Annotated in this window: 13 protein-coding genes; 5 read left to right on the forward strand and 8 right to left on the reverse strand. The window is 47.0% G+C overall.

Annotated elements, in window-relative coordinates; translation table 11 throughout:
* Positions 1–34 precede the first annotated feature (34 nt).
* From ACQ4M5_RS30940 to ACQ4M5_RS30955, 4 genes are read left to right on the forward strand one after another with little or no spacing between them, the layout of a single operon-like run.
* Positions 35–1,453: a TIGR03985 family CRISPR-associated protein gene (locus tag ACQ4M5_RS30940; protein WP_430679653.1), complete on the forward strand. Its 1,419-nt coding sequence runs from the start codon at positions 35–37 to the stop codon at positions 1,451–1,453.
* Complete coding sequence (locus ACQ4M5_RS30945) at positions 1,450–2,034, forward strand: HD domain-containing protein (protein WP_430679654.1); 585 nt, start codon at positions 1,450–1,452, stop codon at positions 2,032–2,034. The genes ACQ4M5_RS30940 and ACQ4M5_RS30945 overlap by 4 nt, the downstream gene beginning before the upstream one ends.
* A 6-nt stretch (positions 2,035–2,040) precedes the next feature.
* The gene (crn3, locus tag ACQ4M5_RS30950; protein ID WP_430679655.1) at positions 2,041–2,358 is read left to right on the forward strand and encodes a CRISPR-associated ring nuclease Crn3/Csx3; all 318 of its coding nucleotides are present in this window, start codon (positions 2,041–2,043) and stop codon (positions 2,356–2,358) included.
* Positions 2,355–3,008: an ATP-binding protein gene (locus ACQ4M5_RS30955; RefSeq protein ID WP_430679656.1), complete on the forward strand. Its 654-nt coding sequence runs from the start codon at positions 2,355–2,357 to the stop codon at positions 3,006–3,008. Before crn3 ends, ACQ4M5_RS30955 begins: the two co-directional genes overlap by 4 nt.
* Positions 3,009–3,152: 144 nt before the next feature.
* Here the strand turns inward: ACQ4M5_RS30955 and ACQ4M5_RS30960 are convergent, their stop codons facing one another.
* From ACQ4M5_RS30960 to ACQ4M5_RS30985, 6 genes are all read right to left on the reverse strand, one after another.
* Positions 3,153–3,719, reverse strand: coding sequence for a hypothetical protein (locus tag ACQ4M5_RS30960; RefSeq protein WP_430679657.1), 567 nt, complete (start codon positions 3,717–3,719; stop codon positions 3,153–3,155).
* A gap of 84 nt (positions 3,720–3,803) precedes the next feature.
* Complete coding sequence (locus ACQ4M5_RS30965; RefSeq protein WP_430679658.1) at positions 3,804–5,624, reverse strand: DNA polymerase; 1,821 nt, start codon at positions 5,622–5,624, stop codon at positions 3,804–3,806.
* 39 nt (positions 5,625–5,663) lie between these two features.
* Complete coding sequence (locus ACQ4M5_RS30970) at positions 5,664–6,383, reverse strand: LuxR C-terminal-related transcriptional regulator (protein ID WP_430679659.1); 720 nt, start codon at positions 6,381–6,383, stop codon at positions 5,664–5,666.
* 126 nt (positions 6,384–6,509) lie between these two features.
* Positions 6,510–7,490: a DUF5895 domain-containing protein gene (locus ACQ4M5_RS30975; RefSeq protein WP_430679660.1), complete on the reverse strand. Its 981-nt coding sequence runs from the start codon at positions 7,488–7,490 to the stop codon at positions 6,510–6,512.
* A gap of 48 nt (positions 7,491–7,538) precedes the next feature.
* A complete protein-coding gene (locus tag ACQ4M5_RS30980) occupies positions 7,539–8,129 on the reverse strand; it encodes a methyltransferase (protein WP_430679661.1) in 591 nt (196 codons plus the stop codon).
* Positions 8,126–8,728: a hypothetical protein gene (locus ACQ4M5_RS30985; RefSeq protein ID WP_430679662.1), complete on the reverse strand. Its 603-nt coding sequence runs from the start codon at positions 8,726–8,728 to the stop codon at positions 8,126–8,128. Before ACQ4M5_RS30985 ends, ACQ4M5_RS30980 begins: the two co-directional genes overlap by 4 nt.
* 153 nt (positions 8,729–8,881) lie before the next feature.
* On the opposite strand from ACQ4M5_RS30985, the gene ACQ4M5_RS30990 reads away from it, so the two are divergent.
* A complete protein-coding gene (locus ACQ4M5_RS30990; protein ID WP_430679663.1) occupies positions 8,882–10,684 on the forward strand; it encodes a type IV secretory system conjugative DNA transfer family protein in 1,803 nt (600 codons plus the stop codon).
* Between the two features lie 24 nt (positions 10,685–10,708).
* Here ACQ4M5_RS30990 and ACQ4M5_RS30995 read toward each other — a convergent pair whose 3' ends face one another.
* On the reverse strand, positions 10,709–13,450 hold the full coding sequence (locus ACQ4M5_RS30995) for a CHAT domain-containing protein (protein WP_430679664.1): 2,742 nt from the start codon (positions 13,448–13,450) through the stop codon (positions 10,709–10,711).
* On the reverse strand, positions 13,380–17,432 hold the full coding sequence (locus ACQ4M5_RS31000) for a filamentous hemagglutinin N-terminal domain-containing protein (RefSeq protein ID WP_430679665.1): 4,053 nt from the start codon (positions 17,430–17,432) through the stop codon (positions 13,380–13,382). The genes ACQ4M5_RS30995 and ACQ4M5_RS31000 overlap by 71 nt, the downstream gene beginning before the upstream one ends.
* Positions 17,433–17,435 lie beyond the last annotated feature (3 nt).

Below are 17,435 nucleotides of genomic sequence, written 5' to 3' on the forward strand. Positions count from 1 at the left end.
AGTGCTTCTCTAAAACTGTCTTGGAGAAATCATCATGCTGGAAACACCATTTGACTACCCGCCTACCGTCAATTTATTGGAATACCTGGTGCCAGCAGTACTAGGACAAAAAGAGAATTTGCGGAAATCAGTGCGGCTATGGGTCATCTTACGATCGCTCTATGGTGATCTATCCGCAGAGTTTCCCATCGAAGACAACGAGTGTTTTAGCAATGCTCAGTGGCGAGAGACGTTTTTGCAATCCAAGCAGCGAACTAAAACAATCCGCCAATGGCTATTTGAAGACCCGATCGGTGTGGATGAGCCGCAGTGGAGAAAAGCGTTTGCTCAGCGCTATGGCATTGACTTAGATCAACTCGATCTGCTGCTCAGTGATGGCTCGAAGCAGGGAGCATCGTTTCCATTTGAAGTGAACGATCGTACCCTGCGAAATGACTTCATTACTCTGGAAAATCTGTGTTGGCTTAAAGCAACAGGCACTGGAACTCAGCGACGCTACTGTAAAGTCGGTCAATTCCCCGATCTGCATTGCATTGCCCCCTCGACCGAAATCACAACGACACACTTCATTCCGAACGATCTAGCTACCGTCGTCGATCACTTTCCCCAACCCATCAATGGCATTCAACGCTTCATTCTCGATGTGGAATACATCATTCATCAATCGATTTCGCAGCAGGTCGATCGCTTGCTTCAAACTCTAAAGCAAATTTGGCAACAGATACCAGTGCCGCCAATCCGAATGACTTACCGCAGTATTCGTCACTATGACACCGAATTTGATCTGATTGTTTATCCAGTGTGTGTTTACTATTTTCAGCGTGCCCCTTACTTATTTGCATTTGGGCAATTCCCACAACAACCGAGTGAACAGCGTTCTGGCGCTCCGAACTGGTATGACTATCGCCTCGATCGCATTCTTTCTCTAGAAGTTCTAAATTGGGACAATTCACTGCTGCCCCCTTCCTGGTTCTCTAAATCTCGTTCACGCTCAACCTCTAAAAATTCTCTGAATGCCATCCCCCGACTGTTTGCCGAAAAGACCCCTGCATTTGTAGAACAGCAAGTCGCTGCGGCACTAGGAATTGAAATTCATCGTCCAATTGCGCCGCTATTGCTACGATTCGATCGCTATTTCTATGGCAACTATATTGCCGAGACAGAACGTGCCAAACTGTTTACTGAATTGAAATTTGAGCAAGCAGAAAAACGCTTTCAATCTGATCTAAAGGTTGCTGAAACAGGCTTATCGCTCACTCGTCTATTTCGCGATCGTCTGCATCATCAATCTGATGTGTTTTGTCTTACCGACCATCGCCTGGGCGACAACAACGTTGTGATGCGACTGCGGGCTTGGGGACCCAGGGTGGAAGTGTTGCTACCACTCAGTCTCCGACAACGGATGAGCGACGATATGCAAGAAACCTGGAAATTGTATGGAGTGCCACAATGAGCGATCAAAACTTAATTGAAACACCGTTGCTGACCGAACGGTTTGAGCAGGCATTTGAGTACACATTTCATCTCCATGCCCGTCAGCTTCGCAAGGGTGGGTCGATTCCCTACATTAGCCATTTGATGAGCGTAGCGGCACTTGTGCTAGAGGATGGAGGTGATGAAGATGCCGCAATCGCAGCGCTTCTCCATGATGCGATTGAAGACCAGGGCGGTACATCGATTCGTACCGAAATTCAGAAGCGATTTGGCGATCGCGTTCTGCAAATTGTAGATGCCTGCACTGAATCAGATCAAGTGCCGAAACCGCCCTGGAAACTGAGGAAGGAGCGATCGCTCGTGCAGTTGCGGCAGGCTCCAGTAGAGGCACAGCGCGTGATGATAGCAGATAAGTTGCACAACCTTCGATCGATTTGGGCAGATTGGCAGCGACAAGGCGATCGGGTCTGGGAGCGGTTTAACGCGAGTCAGAGCGAGATATTGTGGTTCTATGGGGCTTGTATTGAAGCAATTCGTGATCGATTTGATAGCCCAATGGTGACAGAATTACAAACGATTCTGAGATACTTCAACGAGTAGTAACTTATGGCAAAACCAACGTTTACCATTACTGACCAATCTCATCCAGACGGCTTCATGCTGCGGCTAGTCGAGTTTGAGATTCCGAACGGCGTGACAACCCCAGAACAATTTGCGGAAGCGGTGCAGGAAATTGAATCGCAACTGGTAGGAGCATTGCCAATTTTGATTAATGGTCGCGGTCCAGTTTGGGGATACGGCATGATCTTTCATGCGGCACACCCCAGTCCCGCGATCGCAACCTATGATCCGCGCTTAGGCTACGTGATCGTACAAACTCATGACGAACGCTTCCAGCTTGGAAAAACTCTCGATCTACCATGACCTCTCATCCTTCGATCTCCCCTGATCCACGCACTCGCTATCACGGAACAGTGATTGCGATCGTTGGACCGCCCCATTCTGGCAAGTCTGTGTTCTTGGCAGAACTCTACCGCCAGTTGCTTCACCGTGATCCGACGGGTGTGTTTCTTCAACGGGCTTGTCCAGATGGAGAAGGAATGTGGTCTAATGAGGCAGATCCAGAAATCGTGCAGCAAATCCGTAAAAAGTGCCCTTTCTCGGAAGAGTTTGTGACAGTCACGCTGCGAGGCATTGAGCGACTCGGACAGAATCCACACCATCGAATCGTCCTGTTAGATTTGGGAGGTAAGCGCACTGCTGAAAATGCGGAAATTCTGCAGCGCTCCACACACTGCATCATTTTGTCTTCGCAAATCGAAGCAATTTCAGCATGGCAGACTTTCATAATCTCCGAGGGATGTGAAATTTTGGCAGTGTTTCGGAGCCAACTGATGTACAATTCGAGCCAATGTTCCCAAACGAACCTTGATCTGACTGCTCGATCGATACTTCAAACTGACACAACTCCGATGACCGGAACGTTGGTCAATCTCTGCCGTAATCAGAGTGCGGATTGTTATAGCGACGCGATCGCAACTCTAGCAGAGGCTCTACTTGTTCGCTTGGGCTAGATGTTTCCCTATCAAAACTACTTCGTTTGAATACATTTTGTTTCCCAACTAAGGACAAAACTCATTACAAACTCTTGTGTAGCTTAAAGCCTGATTCACGAGAACCAGGCTCACGCAGTAGGTCAGACATTCGCAGACTTTCAATTACTCGTCATCAAGATCCGAATCATCTTCGTCAAGCAACTCATCTGCGTCCTCATCATCCAGTTCATCATCCAAATCCAAGTCATCCAAGCTATCCAACACATCTGGTACGTCTGGCTCATTGGATTTGCGATTATTGCGGCGTTCCAGCGATCGACGATTTACCTCAATTAAAGCGCGAATGCCAGCTTCTGAGTCTTCAGGAATGGAGGCATCGAAGTTAGATGCGATTTGCGCCATCACTGCCAGTTCAAACTTGAGCGCATCTGGTTCACCAAAGAGCTTCGGAAAGACCTTGGTGTTCCAAGCTTGCCAATCGAAAGTGCCGTTGTTGCGTTTGACTGATGCGGAAACAGCATTGCCTAAAATTTCTCGCAATCCGTAGTAAGCAGGAACCGTTGCACTTTCCGCTCGCAATGGCATTTTGATTTTGTAAGTTTGAAACAATGCGTTCCGAACGGCTTTGACTGCGACTCTCGGATCGCTCAAATCTAGCGTTGCGGTTGATTTAGCAACTGACTTTGTCGTTCTGGTGGTTCCATTTTTTACTTTGTTCGTTGTAACCATTGGAATGAGACTCCTTTCTCATCACTTTCACCCCATTCGCCGCCAGAGGCGGCAAGGCATTGAGAATGCCGCCATTATTCGTTTTTATCCTGCCCAGCTTTGACCAATTTGTACATCGACCGTGACTGGAATTGGATTCAGAATGTGTTGAGCAACTTTAATCATGTAGCGTTCAACAAGTTGACTCACACTCAGTGCGATCGCTTCAGGGCATTCCACCAAAATCTCATCATGCAGCATCCCAATCAATTGAGCCTCCGGCGGTAATCGTCGGCTCAGTTGCACCAACGCCATCTTGGTAATATCGGCATTCAGTCCTTGAACGGGATGGTTGATCATTTCGTTCAGATTGGGACGATCGCGCCAAAGTCGCCTTCTGCCCGTGAGCGTTCTGCAATTTTTAATTGAATGCACATAGACATTCTGTTTCATCTGCTCATGCCATGCCTTGATACTAGGGTATAACTCAAAGAAGCGTTTCCGGAATCGCCTAGCATCAGTCAAACTGAGCGAAACGCCATATTTAATCAACGCCTGACTCTGAAGCTTGACTGCGCCCATGCCATAGATCAGCCCAAAGTTAATCGCTTTCGCCAGTCGTCGTTCTTCTTCAGTGATTGAGGCGGGGAGCTTGTCGAGCAAGAATGCAGCCGTTAGGCAATGTAAGTCTTCCCCAGCTTGAAAAGCTCGCTTCAGTTCTGGGTCATTGCTAATTTTGGCAACAATCCGTAGTTCAATTTGTCCATAATCGCTTTTGATCATGACGTTCCCCGGTGCTGCCACGAAACACTGTCGCAGTTGCTTCTGTCGAGGAATCGTTTGGAGTGCTGGATTGCGGCAACTGGCTCTGCCAGATCGCGCTCCCAGTTGATACCAAGTAGGATGAATGCATTGAGTCGTTGGGTGAATGGTCTGTGGCAGTGTTTCGTAAAAGCTGTCAATCAGTTTCGTCAGTTGTCGGTATTGAAGTAAAGCAGGAATGGCAGGGTGTTGATCGGCAACTGGGAGAAGCGATCGCTGTCCGGTCGATTTGATTGCCATCCCAGCCGCTGTCAGTGCTTGTTTAACTTGTGTAGCTGAGTTGGGATTGATCTCATTTGGATCTTCAGAAAACAGATTGGTCTGTTGTACTCCGGGTAATCGAAGCTGTTGGCGAATTTGAGTGAGAACTTGCGTTTGTTGTGCTTTGAGTTCAATGGATTGCGATCTCAGTCGTTCTCGATCAATGCCAAACCCATAGAGTTCCATCTGAGCAAAAGCAGGCATACACTGCGATTCAAGCCGTGCGATTGCACTCAGTTCAGCAACGATCAATCGTTGAACTAACGCATCATAAACGGGCAGTAAAATCCCTGCATCAGTCGCGGCATATTGGATTTGTTGAGCAGCTAATTTGGCTTGAGAAAAGTCGCTCTGCTGTAGTGTTTTATTGAGAGTAATGCCTAACAGCTTTTTGACGACAGCTTGCAGTGACGATTTTAAAGGGATGCCTGCTGTCCACACTTTGAATGCGAGTTGAGTGTCGAAAAAAGGTGGCTGAGGCTGCAATCCAGCTTGGGTGAGGAACTGCCAATCGAATTTGAGATGATGTCCAATCTTGAGAACAGAGCTTTGCAGCAGGGATTTGAGTTGGCTCAGTTGCTGAAGCTTGAACAAATCGACGACCAGGACAGGCTGATTGGGGACAGCCAGTTGAATGAGCCGGAGTCGATCACAGTGCGGGTCAATGCCTGTGGTTTCTGTGTCGATCGCGAGAATTGGAGCATCAAATAAGGGTGCGATCGCAGTCTCTAAATCCGCATCCGAATCAACGAACTGATAAGGATAAGCCGATCGAACAACGGAACGGTGGTGAATTTGAGCATGATCTTGCGTGTCGTCATAGCTGTAAAAATCGATGGACATGGGAAGTGGCGATAAATCTCCCCAGGCTCGTGGCGGTCGCTATGCGAGATTCCGTCGATACTGGCGCAAGATCCCAGAATCAAGCGCACGACTGGCAACTTCCGTTCGACTATGTGCGCCAAATTTCTGCATCAACATTGAAACATGACCTTTAACCGTGCCATTCCCAATGTAAAGACGAGCAGCAATTTCTTTATTGGTCAGTCCCTTCGTCAAGAGTTCCAGTACATCAACTTCGCGTGTCGTCAAATGTTCGACCATTTGCCACGATTCCTCGAATAGCTGAACGGCTGCTGTAGATTCCGCAGTGGCTTCTTGGAGTATGGGTTGCGATTTCCGTTGCAGGAGATGATGTGCGATCGCAGGATCAATCCAATGATTGCCTTGATAGGTTTGCTGCAACGCGGTCGTGATCAATCCAATCGAATGATGCTGAAGACAGTAAGAATCAGCGCCCACATCAAACGCAGATAGCACCATTTCAGGTTCTCGGTTTGCGGTCAGCACCATAATTTTGATTTTGGGATACTGCTGCTTGAGCAACTGAATTACGTCGAGTCCGGTCATTTGAGGGAGGTCAAGATCTAAAACGACGATCGCGGGCGATTTAGCTTTGACCAATGCTAAGCCTTTCTCGCCAGTTGCCCCATGACCGATGACTTCTGCTTTCGGAATCTGTTTTGGCAGCGCTGTTGTGAGTCCAACTCTGACTAAATCCTGTGGCTCAATTAAGACAATCCGAATCGTCTGGTTGACCATCCTGATCCCCCTTCTGATGTCATTTTTATACGTCTCTGCCCAGTATTAATGACATCGAAGGGGGTGGTCAGACATCATCCAGATGACTAAACGATCGCAGTCACCTGGACAAAAATTGCAGATGGCTCAATCTTCCAGTTCGTCATCGTCAAAGTCAAACTCGTCGTCCGACAGCGTCTCTGCATCAGTATCCAAAATGTTGAGGTCATCAAGTTCATCATCCAGTTCTAATCGAGCCGATTTGAGTCGCTGAGTTGCGCCTGGGAGCAGGTCAGGTTCTGCGGAGAGGGATGGCAACGCTTGCGGTTCGGTGAAACCTGCGATGTTGTCATGAATGCCCCAAATCAGTGCCTTGGTGGTTGAAGTTCCAAGGAAAAGCTGAGGCAAGTTCTCGATCGTGGGAGAAGTAATCGCTTCGGTTTTGCAGCACCAAGATTTATTGTTGCCTTCGCCTTCTTTTACCGCTTTGAACGCGACCTCCAGAACGCCCAAACTGCGCCACTTGTCACTTTTGCCGGAGTAGCGCTGTTGAGTGTAGTCTGCGAATGTTCTTTCGAGTTTGCGATAGAACTCTTCACGAGCAGATTTGAAACTCCATAGCGCCACATTCTTGAAACGGACAACGATCGGAGTCGTGTGCATCGGTTGGTTGTCGTCGTCGAGAAAGACGATCGCGTGTTCTGAGCAAGCATCCATCGTCTTCTTGTCAAACGCATTGCGATATTCGTCATACAGTCCCACTACGGTGCTGCCTAAATCTTCAACGTCGTTCTTGTAACGAATGTATTCTGGAACAAACGCTAGAACGAGCATTCGAGCTTCGGTGATCAGCAATCCAGTCACTTCTTCGGTAAGTTCTACCGTGTGCAGTTCTTCTTCGGCGGGTAGATTGATCCAGCCTGCTTTGTCCAGTTGGTCAACCGGAATCAGAATCCCTGCGGGTTTATCATTCACCACGATTCCATACGGCAATTGTGGACGACGAATTTGGTTATATGACTCATGCAGCAGTTCTGGATCAATCTCAAAAGCGATCGCTTTTGGCTTCACAGCTTTGGCAGGTTTGATAGTCGTGGTTCGAGAAGATTTTGCTTTGGTGTTAACCATAACCCAACGTTCAATTCATCATGCCAGAAGGGGCGATAGCCACCATAGTTATTTTCTGATGACCACCAAGCGACTTTCAACGGTAACCGGACGATCACTATTCCAAAAGATTTCAAGCGGCAGTTCAATCAGGATCGCTTGAGTGTGCCGTAGAAATTGCCGAAAGTTTTGCGCTTTGAGACAGCTTGTATGCTTCATCGAGTTACTCACAACACTGACTAATTGCCCCTGTGGAGACAAAAACTCGTCGTAAGCCCGCTTGATATGCACTAGATCAACGCCACGATGTTGAGGACTGGAAGAGAACGGTGGATTCATCAAAATCAAATCGTATAGCTGCATCGGTTGACAGGTTAGAAAGTCCTGTCCGACTAATCTGAATCCTTGCTGAAAGAGTAAAAGCCGAAATCGTGGATCACGCTCGATGACATCGACTTCAACGCCTTGATTTCTCATCGCTTCTGCTAGCACTCCCGATCCTGCGCTTGGCTCTAATGCTTGCATTCCGAGTTCAACTATAACCTGCTCTAGCATCATTTCTATTAGCTCTGGAGTTGACGGAAACCAACCATAGGGAGGGTTTTGCAGGATGTCGTCATATAGTGAGCGCAGCTTGAGAGGAAGATTGATTGTGTTCATAGCACAACTTCGCGAATACTATCGAGATCAATGAGGTCAATGCTAGATTGACTAACAGAAACGGCTGATTCAGAGCTAGGTTGAGCATTCAATTGAGCGAGTAATGCTTGTCTAGTCATCTCATGTTGACTCCTGTCCCAGCAGTGCATCACTTTCTTCACCCTTCGATTAGGATGCAATGCTAGAACAATTAGTTTGACCTGATTAGGGTCTGCTTCATAATGCTGAGTTGTTGCCCAGAGCTTGATCTGATCACACCAATTCAATTCAGGATCACGAATTGCCCATTCAAACAGCTTAGGAATTCTCTGATGAAACCCGACATTGATTTCAATCTGTACGTAGACTTGATCCACTAAACGAGCCGAAATTGGGTGATGTAGTTTTAGTTGTTTGCCGGACTGGAGGGTGTTCGGAAGCGATCGCTGAACTTGCTTAACCAAGGATTTCAGGGTTGAATCGCTTTCCAATAAAGGTTGAATCGGTAGCCCTATCTGCTGCTGTCGAATGGCGAACTGTAAACGCTCTTGCAGGGATTGAAACCGAGAAGACCGTAAAGGTGGCTGAAGGTTTTGAAGATCGGCAATGGTCAGTAACATACTTGCTGATGAAATGCTGCTTTCTGACTTGCCGGAAGGCAGATTGACATCTTTTAGTCATCTCCCAGATGGCTCGTGAAATCAGCCCATTCAGCAGTGTTTTGATTGTTGTCCATTAGCGCATGATCCGCATTGCTGTTCTGTCGCAGTCTCATGTCTCGGATTTTTCTAGAAAATTACTTCGTCCCTTTAATCAAGCCCTTTCAAGGTGAACAAGCGACTGGAAGTTGGTTGCTTTTGAGCGTGCTAGTTGTCGTTATCTTCCTATTACGCATCGGTGGCAAACAGAAAGGCAAGATTACGACGGGACGAATGGTTGGGACGGCTGAAAAGTTAGCTGCGCTGAATATCGCATTGAAGCAGATTCGAGAACGGAAGCATGATCGCGTGACCCTCTGGTGCGGGAAACCAAGATATTGGTTCAAAGGTTCATTGCGAAGACTTGGAACTCGCTTACAAACAGTACTTGGGAAACCGCCTACAGTTTACCTGCCTGATGCTCAACGCAGTATCTTGGTCATTGGCACACCTGGAAGCGGAAAAACTGCAAGTGTGATCGATTCCGCGTTAGAGAGTGCTTTTGTTCAAGGATTTCCCGTGATTCTCTACGATAAGAAAGGCTCACAGATGCAACTTCATGCGGCTCTAGCGGCTCGTTATGGCTATCAAGTTTGGGCGTTTGCGCCGGGGGAAGCATTCAGTGGAGTTCTGAATCCGCTTGACTTTATGCGAGATGCTTACGATTCAGTCATGGCAGGCGAAATCGGACAGGTGATCAATCGCAATGCCTCGAAAGGTGGGAAAAGTGATGAATTCTTCTCAACCGCAGGTGATTTACTTGCTAAAGCCCTATTGCAACTGGCGAAATCAACGCAACACCCTGACTTGGAAATGGTGTACGCATTGCTGCGACTCCCAAACTTAGTCGAGCGCCTCGATCATGCGATTCAGTCGCGCCAACTGGATGAATGGATTGCTACGTCTTTTAATCAATTTCTAAGCGCCAAAGATGCTGAGAAGACGATTTCTGGAATCCTCACGACTGCTGCTGCCACCTTCAGTAATTTTATCCAGGCAGATTTGCTCCGTTCTTTCATTGGCAAATCCGATATTCCAACTCGGATTGAGGGCAGACAAATGATAGTCTTCAAACTCGATGATGCGCGTCGGGGTGTGATTGGTCCACTCTTGGCAGCCGCATTACACTTAGTCATTGTTGCGAATCTCTCTCAGCCTCGCAAAGATCCCTTGATCATTTCGCTGGATGAACTACCGTCCCTAAAGTTAGAACGCTTACCGCAATGGATCAATGAGTATCGATCAAATGGTGCGTGTTTCCTACTCGGCATTCAATCGCTGAATCAGCTTTACGAGCAGTATGGTGAGAAATTAGGAAATGCGATCGCATACGCCTGTAGCACCCACATTTTATTCAATCCCGGTGACTTCAGAACCGCAGAGGAATACTCAAAACGCTACGGTGAAAAGGAAGTTACGGTACGCAACCGTTCAACCAGCCAAAGTACCGGAGTGCATCAGAATCGCTCAACAAGTTGGAATGAGTCGCTTCAGAAAGTACCAATTCTGACCCCCGATGAGATTTTGCGGTTTGAGCAAGGGAAGTGTGTGATTACAAATCCGGCGTATCGATCGCGCGGTGAAGGCTCGATTCCGTATTTGTTGAGAATCCCGATCGCACCCTCTGAGTTCACCCACCGTCAGCAGACCGAGCAGCTATGGAATTATCAAATTAAGCCTGCGTTGCAACGGCGCGTTAAAGCGATGGATCGCCAAGTGTTGACTCAAGAGCTTTATGCACGAATTGAAGCCGCAGAGCAATTGCTGCCCTTGCCAGAGGAGAGCGATCGTCAGGATGAGCAGCTAAAGTCTAGTGAAGGAAATCGCGGGGAACGCTCTCCCAACGTCCTAGATAATCTGTCTAATTCTTACTCTTGAATTAGTTAATCTAGCTAAATGGGCTTATGTCCAGTTGCCAATTAGAACATAGGCTGCCCAGAAAAACGGTTGCCGCTCGTATCGTTGATTATTGAGAATTGCAATCTGAGCGCGACGAAGTGCTTCTGCTTTGGAGATACCTGTTTGATTGACTTGTGCCAACTCATGGTAAAAGACTTTCATTAGATCTGCGGAAGCTTGATCGTTAACTTGCCATAAGGTTGCAATCGTACTTCGTGCTCCTGATTGAAGTGAAATTCCAGCCAATCCTAGTGTAGATTGAGGATCACCTTGCGCGGTTTGGCAAGCACTGAGGACAAGCAACTCTAGTGATCGCTCTCTTGATAGGTCTACAGTTTGAAGCATACCACTTAAATCGTTTACATTAAGCTGACCATCTGAGGTCAGGATAAACGTATTTTCCTTATTTGAACTGAACTGCCCGTGGGTTGCCAAATGAACGATCGGAAAAGTTGCTTTTGAAATGTTGGTTCTCAACTTAGCAGTTGTAAATGTGCTATCCAGTAAGACTTCGCTCGGAAGTTCTTTTTTGATGGCTTCGACTTCAGATTTCACAAACGAAAGTGAGTCGAAGTTCGACCTCGCCTCCGTTAATCCAGCAACTAATGCCGATAGGCTTTGAGTATTCAATGGTTTTGGAGAGAGCAATTGTAAACCAGGAGTGATTGCCACGCTGTACCGCTCGATTAAGAATTGCTGCCCATCGTGTAGGGCAGACATTGGAAGCTCTCGCAACGCACCATCCAGAACAAACACCAATGTTTTCGCCTTGCTATCAATTAGATCTTGCTCTAATGGACGAATGAGCCAGTTATACACCTGTTGGAGCATTGGCAGCGTTAACTTTAGGGTATTGCCTTGATCTAATCCATTCCGCAAATCAGAAACTAGCCGCTCAACTCGCGATCGCTTGATTTCTGTGCTGAAATACCGCAAATTATCTGATGGCGTATTACCAGGTAAGCTGACAATCACGGAGATCTGATCATCCAGCAAAATTGGGTAAATCACGGCGGCATCTTTATCAACGCGATCAATTTGTTTAGGATTCGCTGTCAGACAAGCCTCTCGAAAGAAGTTATCAAGTTCAACCAACTGCAAATCCTCAATCACTTGACGTGCGGTTTTTAGTCGATCGGGTTGATCGGATTGTAAGAGTAAGAGCACAAGTTGGCGATGAATCGGTTCAATTTCAACTCGAAATGAGAATTGAACATCCGAACTTGAAGCTGCTAGGTCTGCGCGAAGGGATTTAATTGTCGATATAGCTTGTTGATATGCCAGGATTGCTTCTTTTGAGCGATTGCCTTGAGCCGCGAGGATGCGTCCAAGTTGCCATTCCCAACGATAGGCAATGTCTCCAGCATTCATTTGCTGCGCTATCTCTAGAGCGCGATTAGTCAATGCCTCGGCATTCTGCCATTGGTGTGCTTGTTCATACACACTGCCTAAGCTACCGAGTGCATAAGATTGAGTTCTCGAATCGCCCAATGCCTTAGCTTGTTCAACCGCGATCGTGAGTGAATCCGCAATCGGTTGCGTTGCCTTGTTCATTTGTATTAGCGATTGAGCCAAGTTGATTCGTGCCTCGATCGTAGTTTGACTTTGTGGCAAAGCTTCGATCTCGCTCTGAAGCTGAGGGATTAACGCTTCTGCTTCAGTCATGAGTTTTGCTGCTTCAGTTCGTTTCACTGCTTCTGCAATTTGCAGATTGTCTATTAGCTGTTTGCGAGTGTCGAGAAGTAAACTGAGTTGATTGAGTTGCGCTTGAACTCGAATACTCCCAGGTTTCAATGCTGCCTGTTGGTAGTAAGTGATTGCGCGTTGAAAATTGTCTTTGCCAAGATTCGGTGTTCCAAATTCTTGGGCACGAAAGGTATTGCCTAAACTTAATTGTGTAAGTGCGATCGTATCCGTTAACTTGAACTCGGTCGCGATCTCTAGTCCGCGCTCTAACACGACTTTCGCTTGCGGAAAGTCTCCAATCACTCTTAGCGATTCTCCTAATGTTCGTAATGCAGTTGCATTTTCCGGTGTCGCTATAACTTGTTTAAGAGCGGAGTTCAAAGCATTTAGATTCCCACGCAATTTTAGTCCAAGTGCTTGATCAAGAATTTCGATTGCTCTACGATGTAGTCCTAAATTCTGCAATGCTTGTGCTTGATTTGTTTGGCTGATGAGAACACGATCTCGTTTGCCTTCTTTCTGATAGATTTTCGTTGCTCGTTCCCAAGTCGCTAACGCTGCATTCGTCCGTCCACGGGCAAGTTGCAGACTGCCTTGAACATCTAATGCTTGAGCGAGCGCTAAAGAACGACCGCGTGTGTTTTCTGGAGTTGCTTCTAGAACAGAAAGACTTTCTAAGATCGCTTGATTGGCTTCATCCCACTTTCCTAATTGCTGGTAAGACAGCGATAGATTGCCCAAATTCAATCCCTGCCGAATTGGGTCGTTCGCGGTCTTATAGAATTGTGCAGCTTGTTGAAACAGCTTTGCAGCGTCTGAGAATTGTTGATTGGTGTAATACGATCGAGCCTGTTGTTCCAGATTAGAAAACGACGCAACAGCAATTTGGGTGATGGCTGGTGAAACAATACAAATTAGCATTGTCAGCAGCAGCGATAGAACAAAGCGAATTAGTCTGTCACGTCGTCTCATAAACAACTCCTCAGCATCAATTTGGGCAATCTGCGATCGTAGGTAGCACGACTTCAGAGGATCGAGCCACCAAAGCAATTTCTCCATTTGGAGTTCTGATCCAGCCTTGGGCTTCGACCAGTTGTGGGGGCTGAGGCATAGTTTGCACAGCCGAGCGATTTGCAGAATCCTCCATCGTCATCAGCGGAGTTAGGATTGAGGTTCCTGGAAGATATTTAAGTGGATTCGATGGCGCACTCCCTCGTCCACTGACGACAAAGCGCCCTAAGTCTCTTCCACGCGGGCAGATCTGAGCAATCTGATTGCTAGCATCTAATAAATCTACAGGAAGTTCTGTGATGCCTTGGGTTGGTTGGACATCGGGTTGAGCGATCGTCACTCTGCCTTGAACTCCGAATTGAGAACTGGCGGTAATATCGCTTTCAACCGTTGGTTGAGATCGAGGTTGAATTCCAAAAAGACCTTGAGTATTGATTTCGACCCTTCCACCGCTCCCTGTAAATGCGTTGGCACGAATGTTGCTGTTTTCACGAGCAGGTGCAACGATAGTTTTAGCATCAATTGTGATGTTTCCGCCATTTCCTCCCGCTGCTGCTGTCGTTGAAATAGCACTACCTCGACGCATTAATAGAAGATCGGCATTTTCAATCTTGATGTTGCCACCATCTTGCGAAGCTGACTCTGCGACAATGAAGCCTCGGTTGTTAAGGCGAACCTGTCGAGCATTCACCTCAATGTTTCCAGCAATTCCGCTTCCTTCGCTATCAACGGAGACTTGGGCGCGGTCGCTAATCGATAACAATGCTGAGGTGATCCGAACATTTCCGCTACGACTTTCAGTATTACCCTCTGAGGTTGCTGAAATCAGGCTTCGACTATCGAGAGAAACAGCATTTCGAGCATTAATATCAATACTGCCAGCATCACCCCGCCCTCCAGTCGAAACGCTAACTCTAGCAAAATCCTTCATCGACATTGAACTAGTTTCGATCTGAATGTTACCCCCCTTGCCGATACTATTCGACGCAACAACGCTAAAAATTGCACTCGGAAGACTCCTATTTCTAAAGAGTCTAGTTCCAGATAGAAAAACAGTATCATGAGTTTTGATTTCGATATTTCCTGCATTTCCTCTTCCAAATGTACTCGCTTGCAGTTGCGCCCCGTTAAGTAGCGAAAGCTGATTGGTTTCAATGCGAATCGTTCCACCTTTTCCCTCTCCCAACTGCCCAGGTGCAAGAACACTTCCCACAATGTTCGAGATGATTGATTCATCTAGTAACACACGATCGCCAATCTCAAGAACAATATTTCCGGCGTTTCCTCTCCCTTGTGTGAATGCTTCAAAGCTTGCACGATCTCTCAAAATTAGCGAGTTTCCAAGAATCTGGATATCGCCTGCATTTCCGTTGCCTGTCCGGGTAACACGGTTATTAATAAAACTACTCCGTTCGATTCCGTCCTCGTCTACCCTAAAGCCTGAGAGAATCACATCCCCACGAGTCTTGATAATGACATCTCCTGCATCTCCTTTCCCAGCAGTGAAGGCACGCAAACCAGAACCGTTAGATAGTGTCAATCTTTCTGCCTCAATCTGAATATTGCCGCCGTTGCCACTTGCACCTGTGCTAGCAAAGCTAGAAATTTCAGCACCTTGATTAAGAGTCACCTGATTATCTGTCTTGATTGCAATATTGCCAGCATTGCCTGAAGTAGTTGTGATTGTACTGAGAATCGCACTGTCAGCAAGAATAAGTGAGCCTGCATTAATTTGAATATTGCCAGCGTTGCCTGTTGAATTTTTTTCGGAGGTACTCAAAATACCGCTAGAGAAGATATCTTGAGCGCCTGTAAATGAAACTGTTCCTCGCGCATTAACAATGACATTTCCAGCATTTCCATTTCCAAATGTACTTGTATCGAGTTGGGCGGCATTGGTGATCGACAACGTTCCGGTTTCAATCCGAATCTCTCCACCGTTCCCGATCGCGTTATCATCCACTAAACTTCCAATAGCTGCATCTCGGTCAAGCACAATTCCTTCAACTGCTTTAACCATAATATTGCCTGCATTGCCTTGTCCTGTCGTATTGGTGATGACACGACCTCGATTATCAATAAGAATCCGATTGCCAGCATCGAGTGTAATGGTTCCTGCATCGCCTCGACCCGCAGCAACACTTTCTATCTCAACTGGGGAGGACAGCAAATCCAAATTGATACTGTCTTGATTGATTGTAGGTCGAATAATCGCGCCACGACTTACTTTCCCAGTTGGATTAATCAAAATCTCATTGCCTGCCCGAATCGAGATATTTCCAGCCCTGCCTGTTGCACCTTGCAGTACGCTGCTGCTGATATCACTTCGGAGAATAACGATATTTAAGCTCCCAGAGGCTGTCCCCTCATTGTTTTGAAGACTTCCTCCATCAACTCTTACAGAATCTCGCGCATCGATTGTGATGTTGCCAGCGCTGCCTTGATTTTTGGTGAGTGACTGAATTGATGCCCCATTTGTGACAGAGAGTGAACCTGTTGTGATACGGATGTTGCCAGCAGTCCCCCGACCTGTTTCTTCGATCGTGCTAAAGATAGCACTACCATAGCCCACTCCCTGTGTCGTACCCTCCAAAGAAACAGTCTCACTTGCATTAATCTGAATATCGCCTCCGCGCCCTTCCCCGAAGACGCTAGTATCTAGTTTCGCGCTGTTTCTAAGCAAGAGTGAACCAGTAGTGATGGTAATGTTACCGCCTTGTCCTTTTGCACTGTCTTCGATCGTGCTTAAAATTGCACTGGGACGTAGAGATAAATTCGTACCATCAAGGACGATGCGATCGCGAACATTGATAGTAACGTTTCCAGCATTTCCTAACCCAAAGGTACTGGCATTCAAACGTCCTCCACGTAGCAGCGCGAGATTTTGAGCCTGAATCTCGATGTTCCCAGCATTTCCTTGAGCATCAGTTTCGGCTAAGCTGAAAATCGTTGTTCCATCTAGGGTAATATTGTTTTTAGCTTGAATTCGCACACTTCCTGCGTTGCCCTGACCGAAAGTACTTGCACTAATAAAGCCAGAGCCTGCAAAGAACAGTGAATCTGCGGTGATGCGAATATCACCACCATTTCCAGCCGCATTCTGAAACACCCAGTTTCTGATCGAACTTCCTGGAGTAATGTTGATCGTTCCTAACGCATCGAGCGTAATATCACCTGCTTGACTGTTAGCTGTTCCAACTCCAGGCAAGATTCCTGCTAGAACAATGCTGTCAACGATGTTGAGATTATTTGAATGAATTGCGACACTACCGCCATTGCCTGCGCTAACACCAATGCCGCTACGATCGAGAGAAACATCAGTTCGTGCTAATCCTTGTGGAAAGAGAAGATTGCCCTCTCCAAAGCCAACGCTTCCCGTACCTCCTACGGCTCCAATATCTACTCGTCCACCTCGTGCCAAAAGCGCTCCTTCTTCTAAGCGAACCTCACTCCCTACCAGTACTAAATTTTTTCCATCAGGAACTTCTAAAATGGCTCGATTTGTAATTGAGCCTCCTTTCAGTTGGGTGTACAACAATGCCGAAGGACTGATGCTCAACAAGGGCGACGGCGGCTGGGGAGCCGTTGCGCTGAACGCTCCTTGATTTCCAAACTGAATGTCGTTTGCAGTTGATCCCAAGAATGAACCTCGCACATCTAATCGTGCATTCTGACCAAATACAATCCCGTTAGGATTTAGCAAAAATAGATTTGCAGTTCCATCTACTCCTAACGTTCCATTAATATTTGATGAAGTATTTCCCGTGACGCGAGTCAAAATGTTTTGAATGCCCGTCGGATTAGCGAAATAAGCTCGTGCGCCATCGCTAACATTAAAGTCGCTAAAGCTGTGAAAAAGATTGAAACCACGAATCGCACCTCCTTCGATCGAGCTTCCCCCCAAGGCACGAGGAGCAACACGGGATTGCTCACTTCCCAGTGTTCCATCAGGAACAATCTGAGCAAGCGTTGAACCAGCACACAGAGGTGCAGTCAAAGATAGGAGCAACCAGAACAATCGCATCATCATAGA

The sequence above is a fragment of the Leptolyngbya sp. AN10 genome (assembly GCF_050565645.1).
GTDB lineage: Bacteria > Cyanobacteriota > Cyanobacteriia > Leptolyngbyales > Leptolyngbyaceae > Leptolyngbya.

Coding starts and splice junctions, on each gene's coding strand:
- ACQ4M5_RS30945 (WP_430679654.1), top strand. CDS start 1,450: ATGAGCGATCAAAACTTAATTGAAACACCGTTGCTGACCGAACGGTTT.
- ACQ4M5_RS30985 (WP_430679662.1), bottom strand. CDS start 8,728: ATGTTACTGACCATTGCCGATCTTCAAAACCTTCAGCCACCTTTACGG.
- ACQ4M5_RS30960 (WP_430679657.1), bottom strand. CDS start 3,719: ATGGTTACAACGAACAAAGTAAAAAATGGAACCACCAGAACGACAAAG.
- ACQ4M5_RS30975 (WP_430679660.1), bottom strand. CDS start 7,490: ATGGTTAACACCAAAGCAAAATCTTCTCGAACCACGACTATCAAACCT.
- ACQ4M5_RS31000 (WP_430679665.1), bottom strand. CDS start 17,432: ATGATGATGCGATTGTTCTGGTTGCTCCTATCTTTGACTGCACCTCTG.
- ACQ4M5_RS30980 (WP_430679661.1), bottom strand. CDS start 8,129: ATGAACACAATCAATCTTCCTCTCAAGCTGCGCTCACTATATGACGAC.
- ACQ4M5_RS30955 (WP_430679656.1), top strand. CDS start 2,355: ATGACCTCTCATCCTTCGATCTCCCCTGATCCACGCACTCGCTATCAC.
- ACQ4M5_RS30990 (WP_430679663.1), top strand. CDS start 8,882: ATGTCTCGGATTTTTCTAGAAAATTACTTCGTCCCTTTAATCAAGCCC.
- ACQ4M5_RS30995 (WP_430679664.1), bottom strand. CDS start 13,450: ATGGAGAAATTGCTTTGGTGGCTCGATCCTCTGAAGTCGTGCTACCTA.
- ACQ4M5_RS30970 (WP_430679659.1), bottom strand. CDS start 6,383: ATGGTCAACCAGACGATTCGGATTGTCTTAATTGAGCCACAGGATTTA.
- ACQ4M5_RS30965 (WP_430679658.1), bottom strand. CDS start 5,624: ATGTCCATCGATTTTTACAGCTATGACGACACGCAAGATCATGCTCAA.
- crn3 (WP_430679655.1), top strand. CDS start 2,041: ATGGCAAAACCAACGTTTACCATTACTGACCAATCTCATCCAGACGGC.
- ACQ4M5_RS30940 (WP_430679653.1), top strand. CDS start 35: ATGCTGGAAACACCATTTGACTACCCGCCTACCGTCAATTTATTGGAA.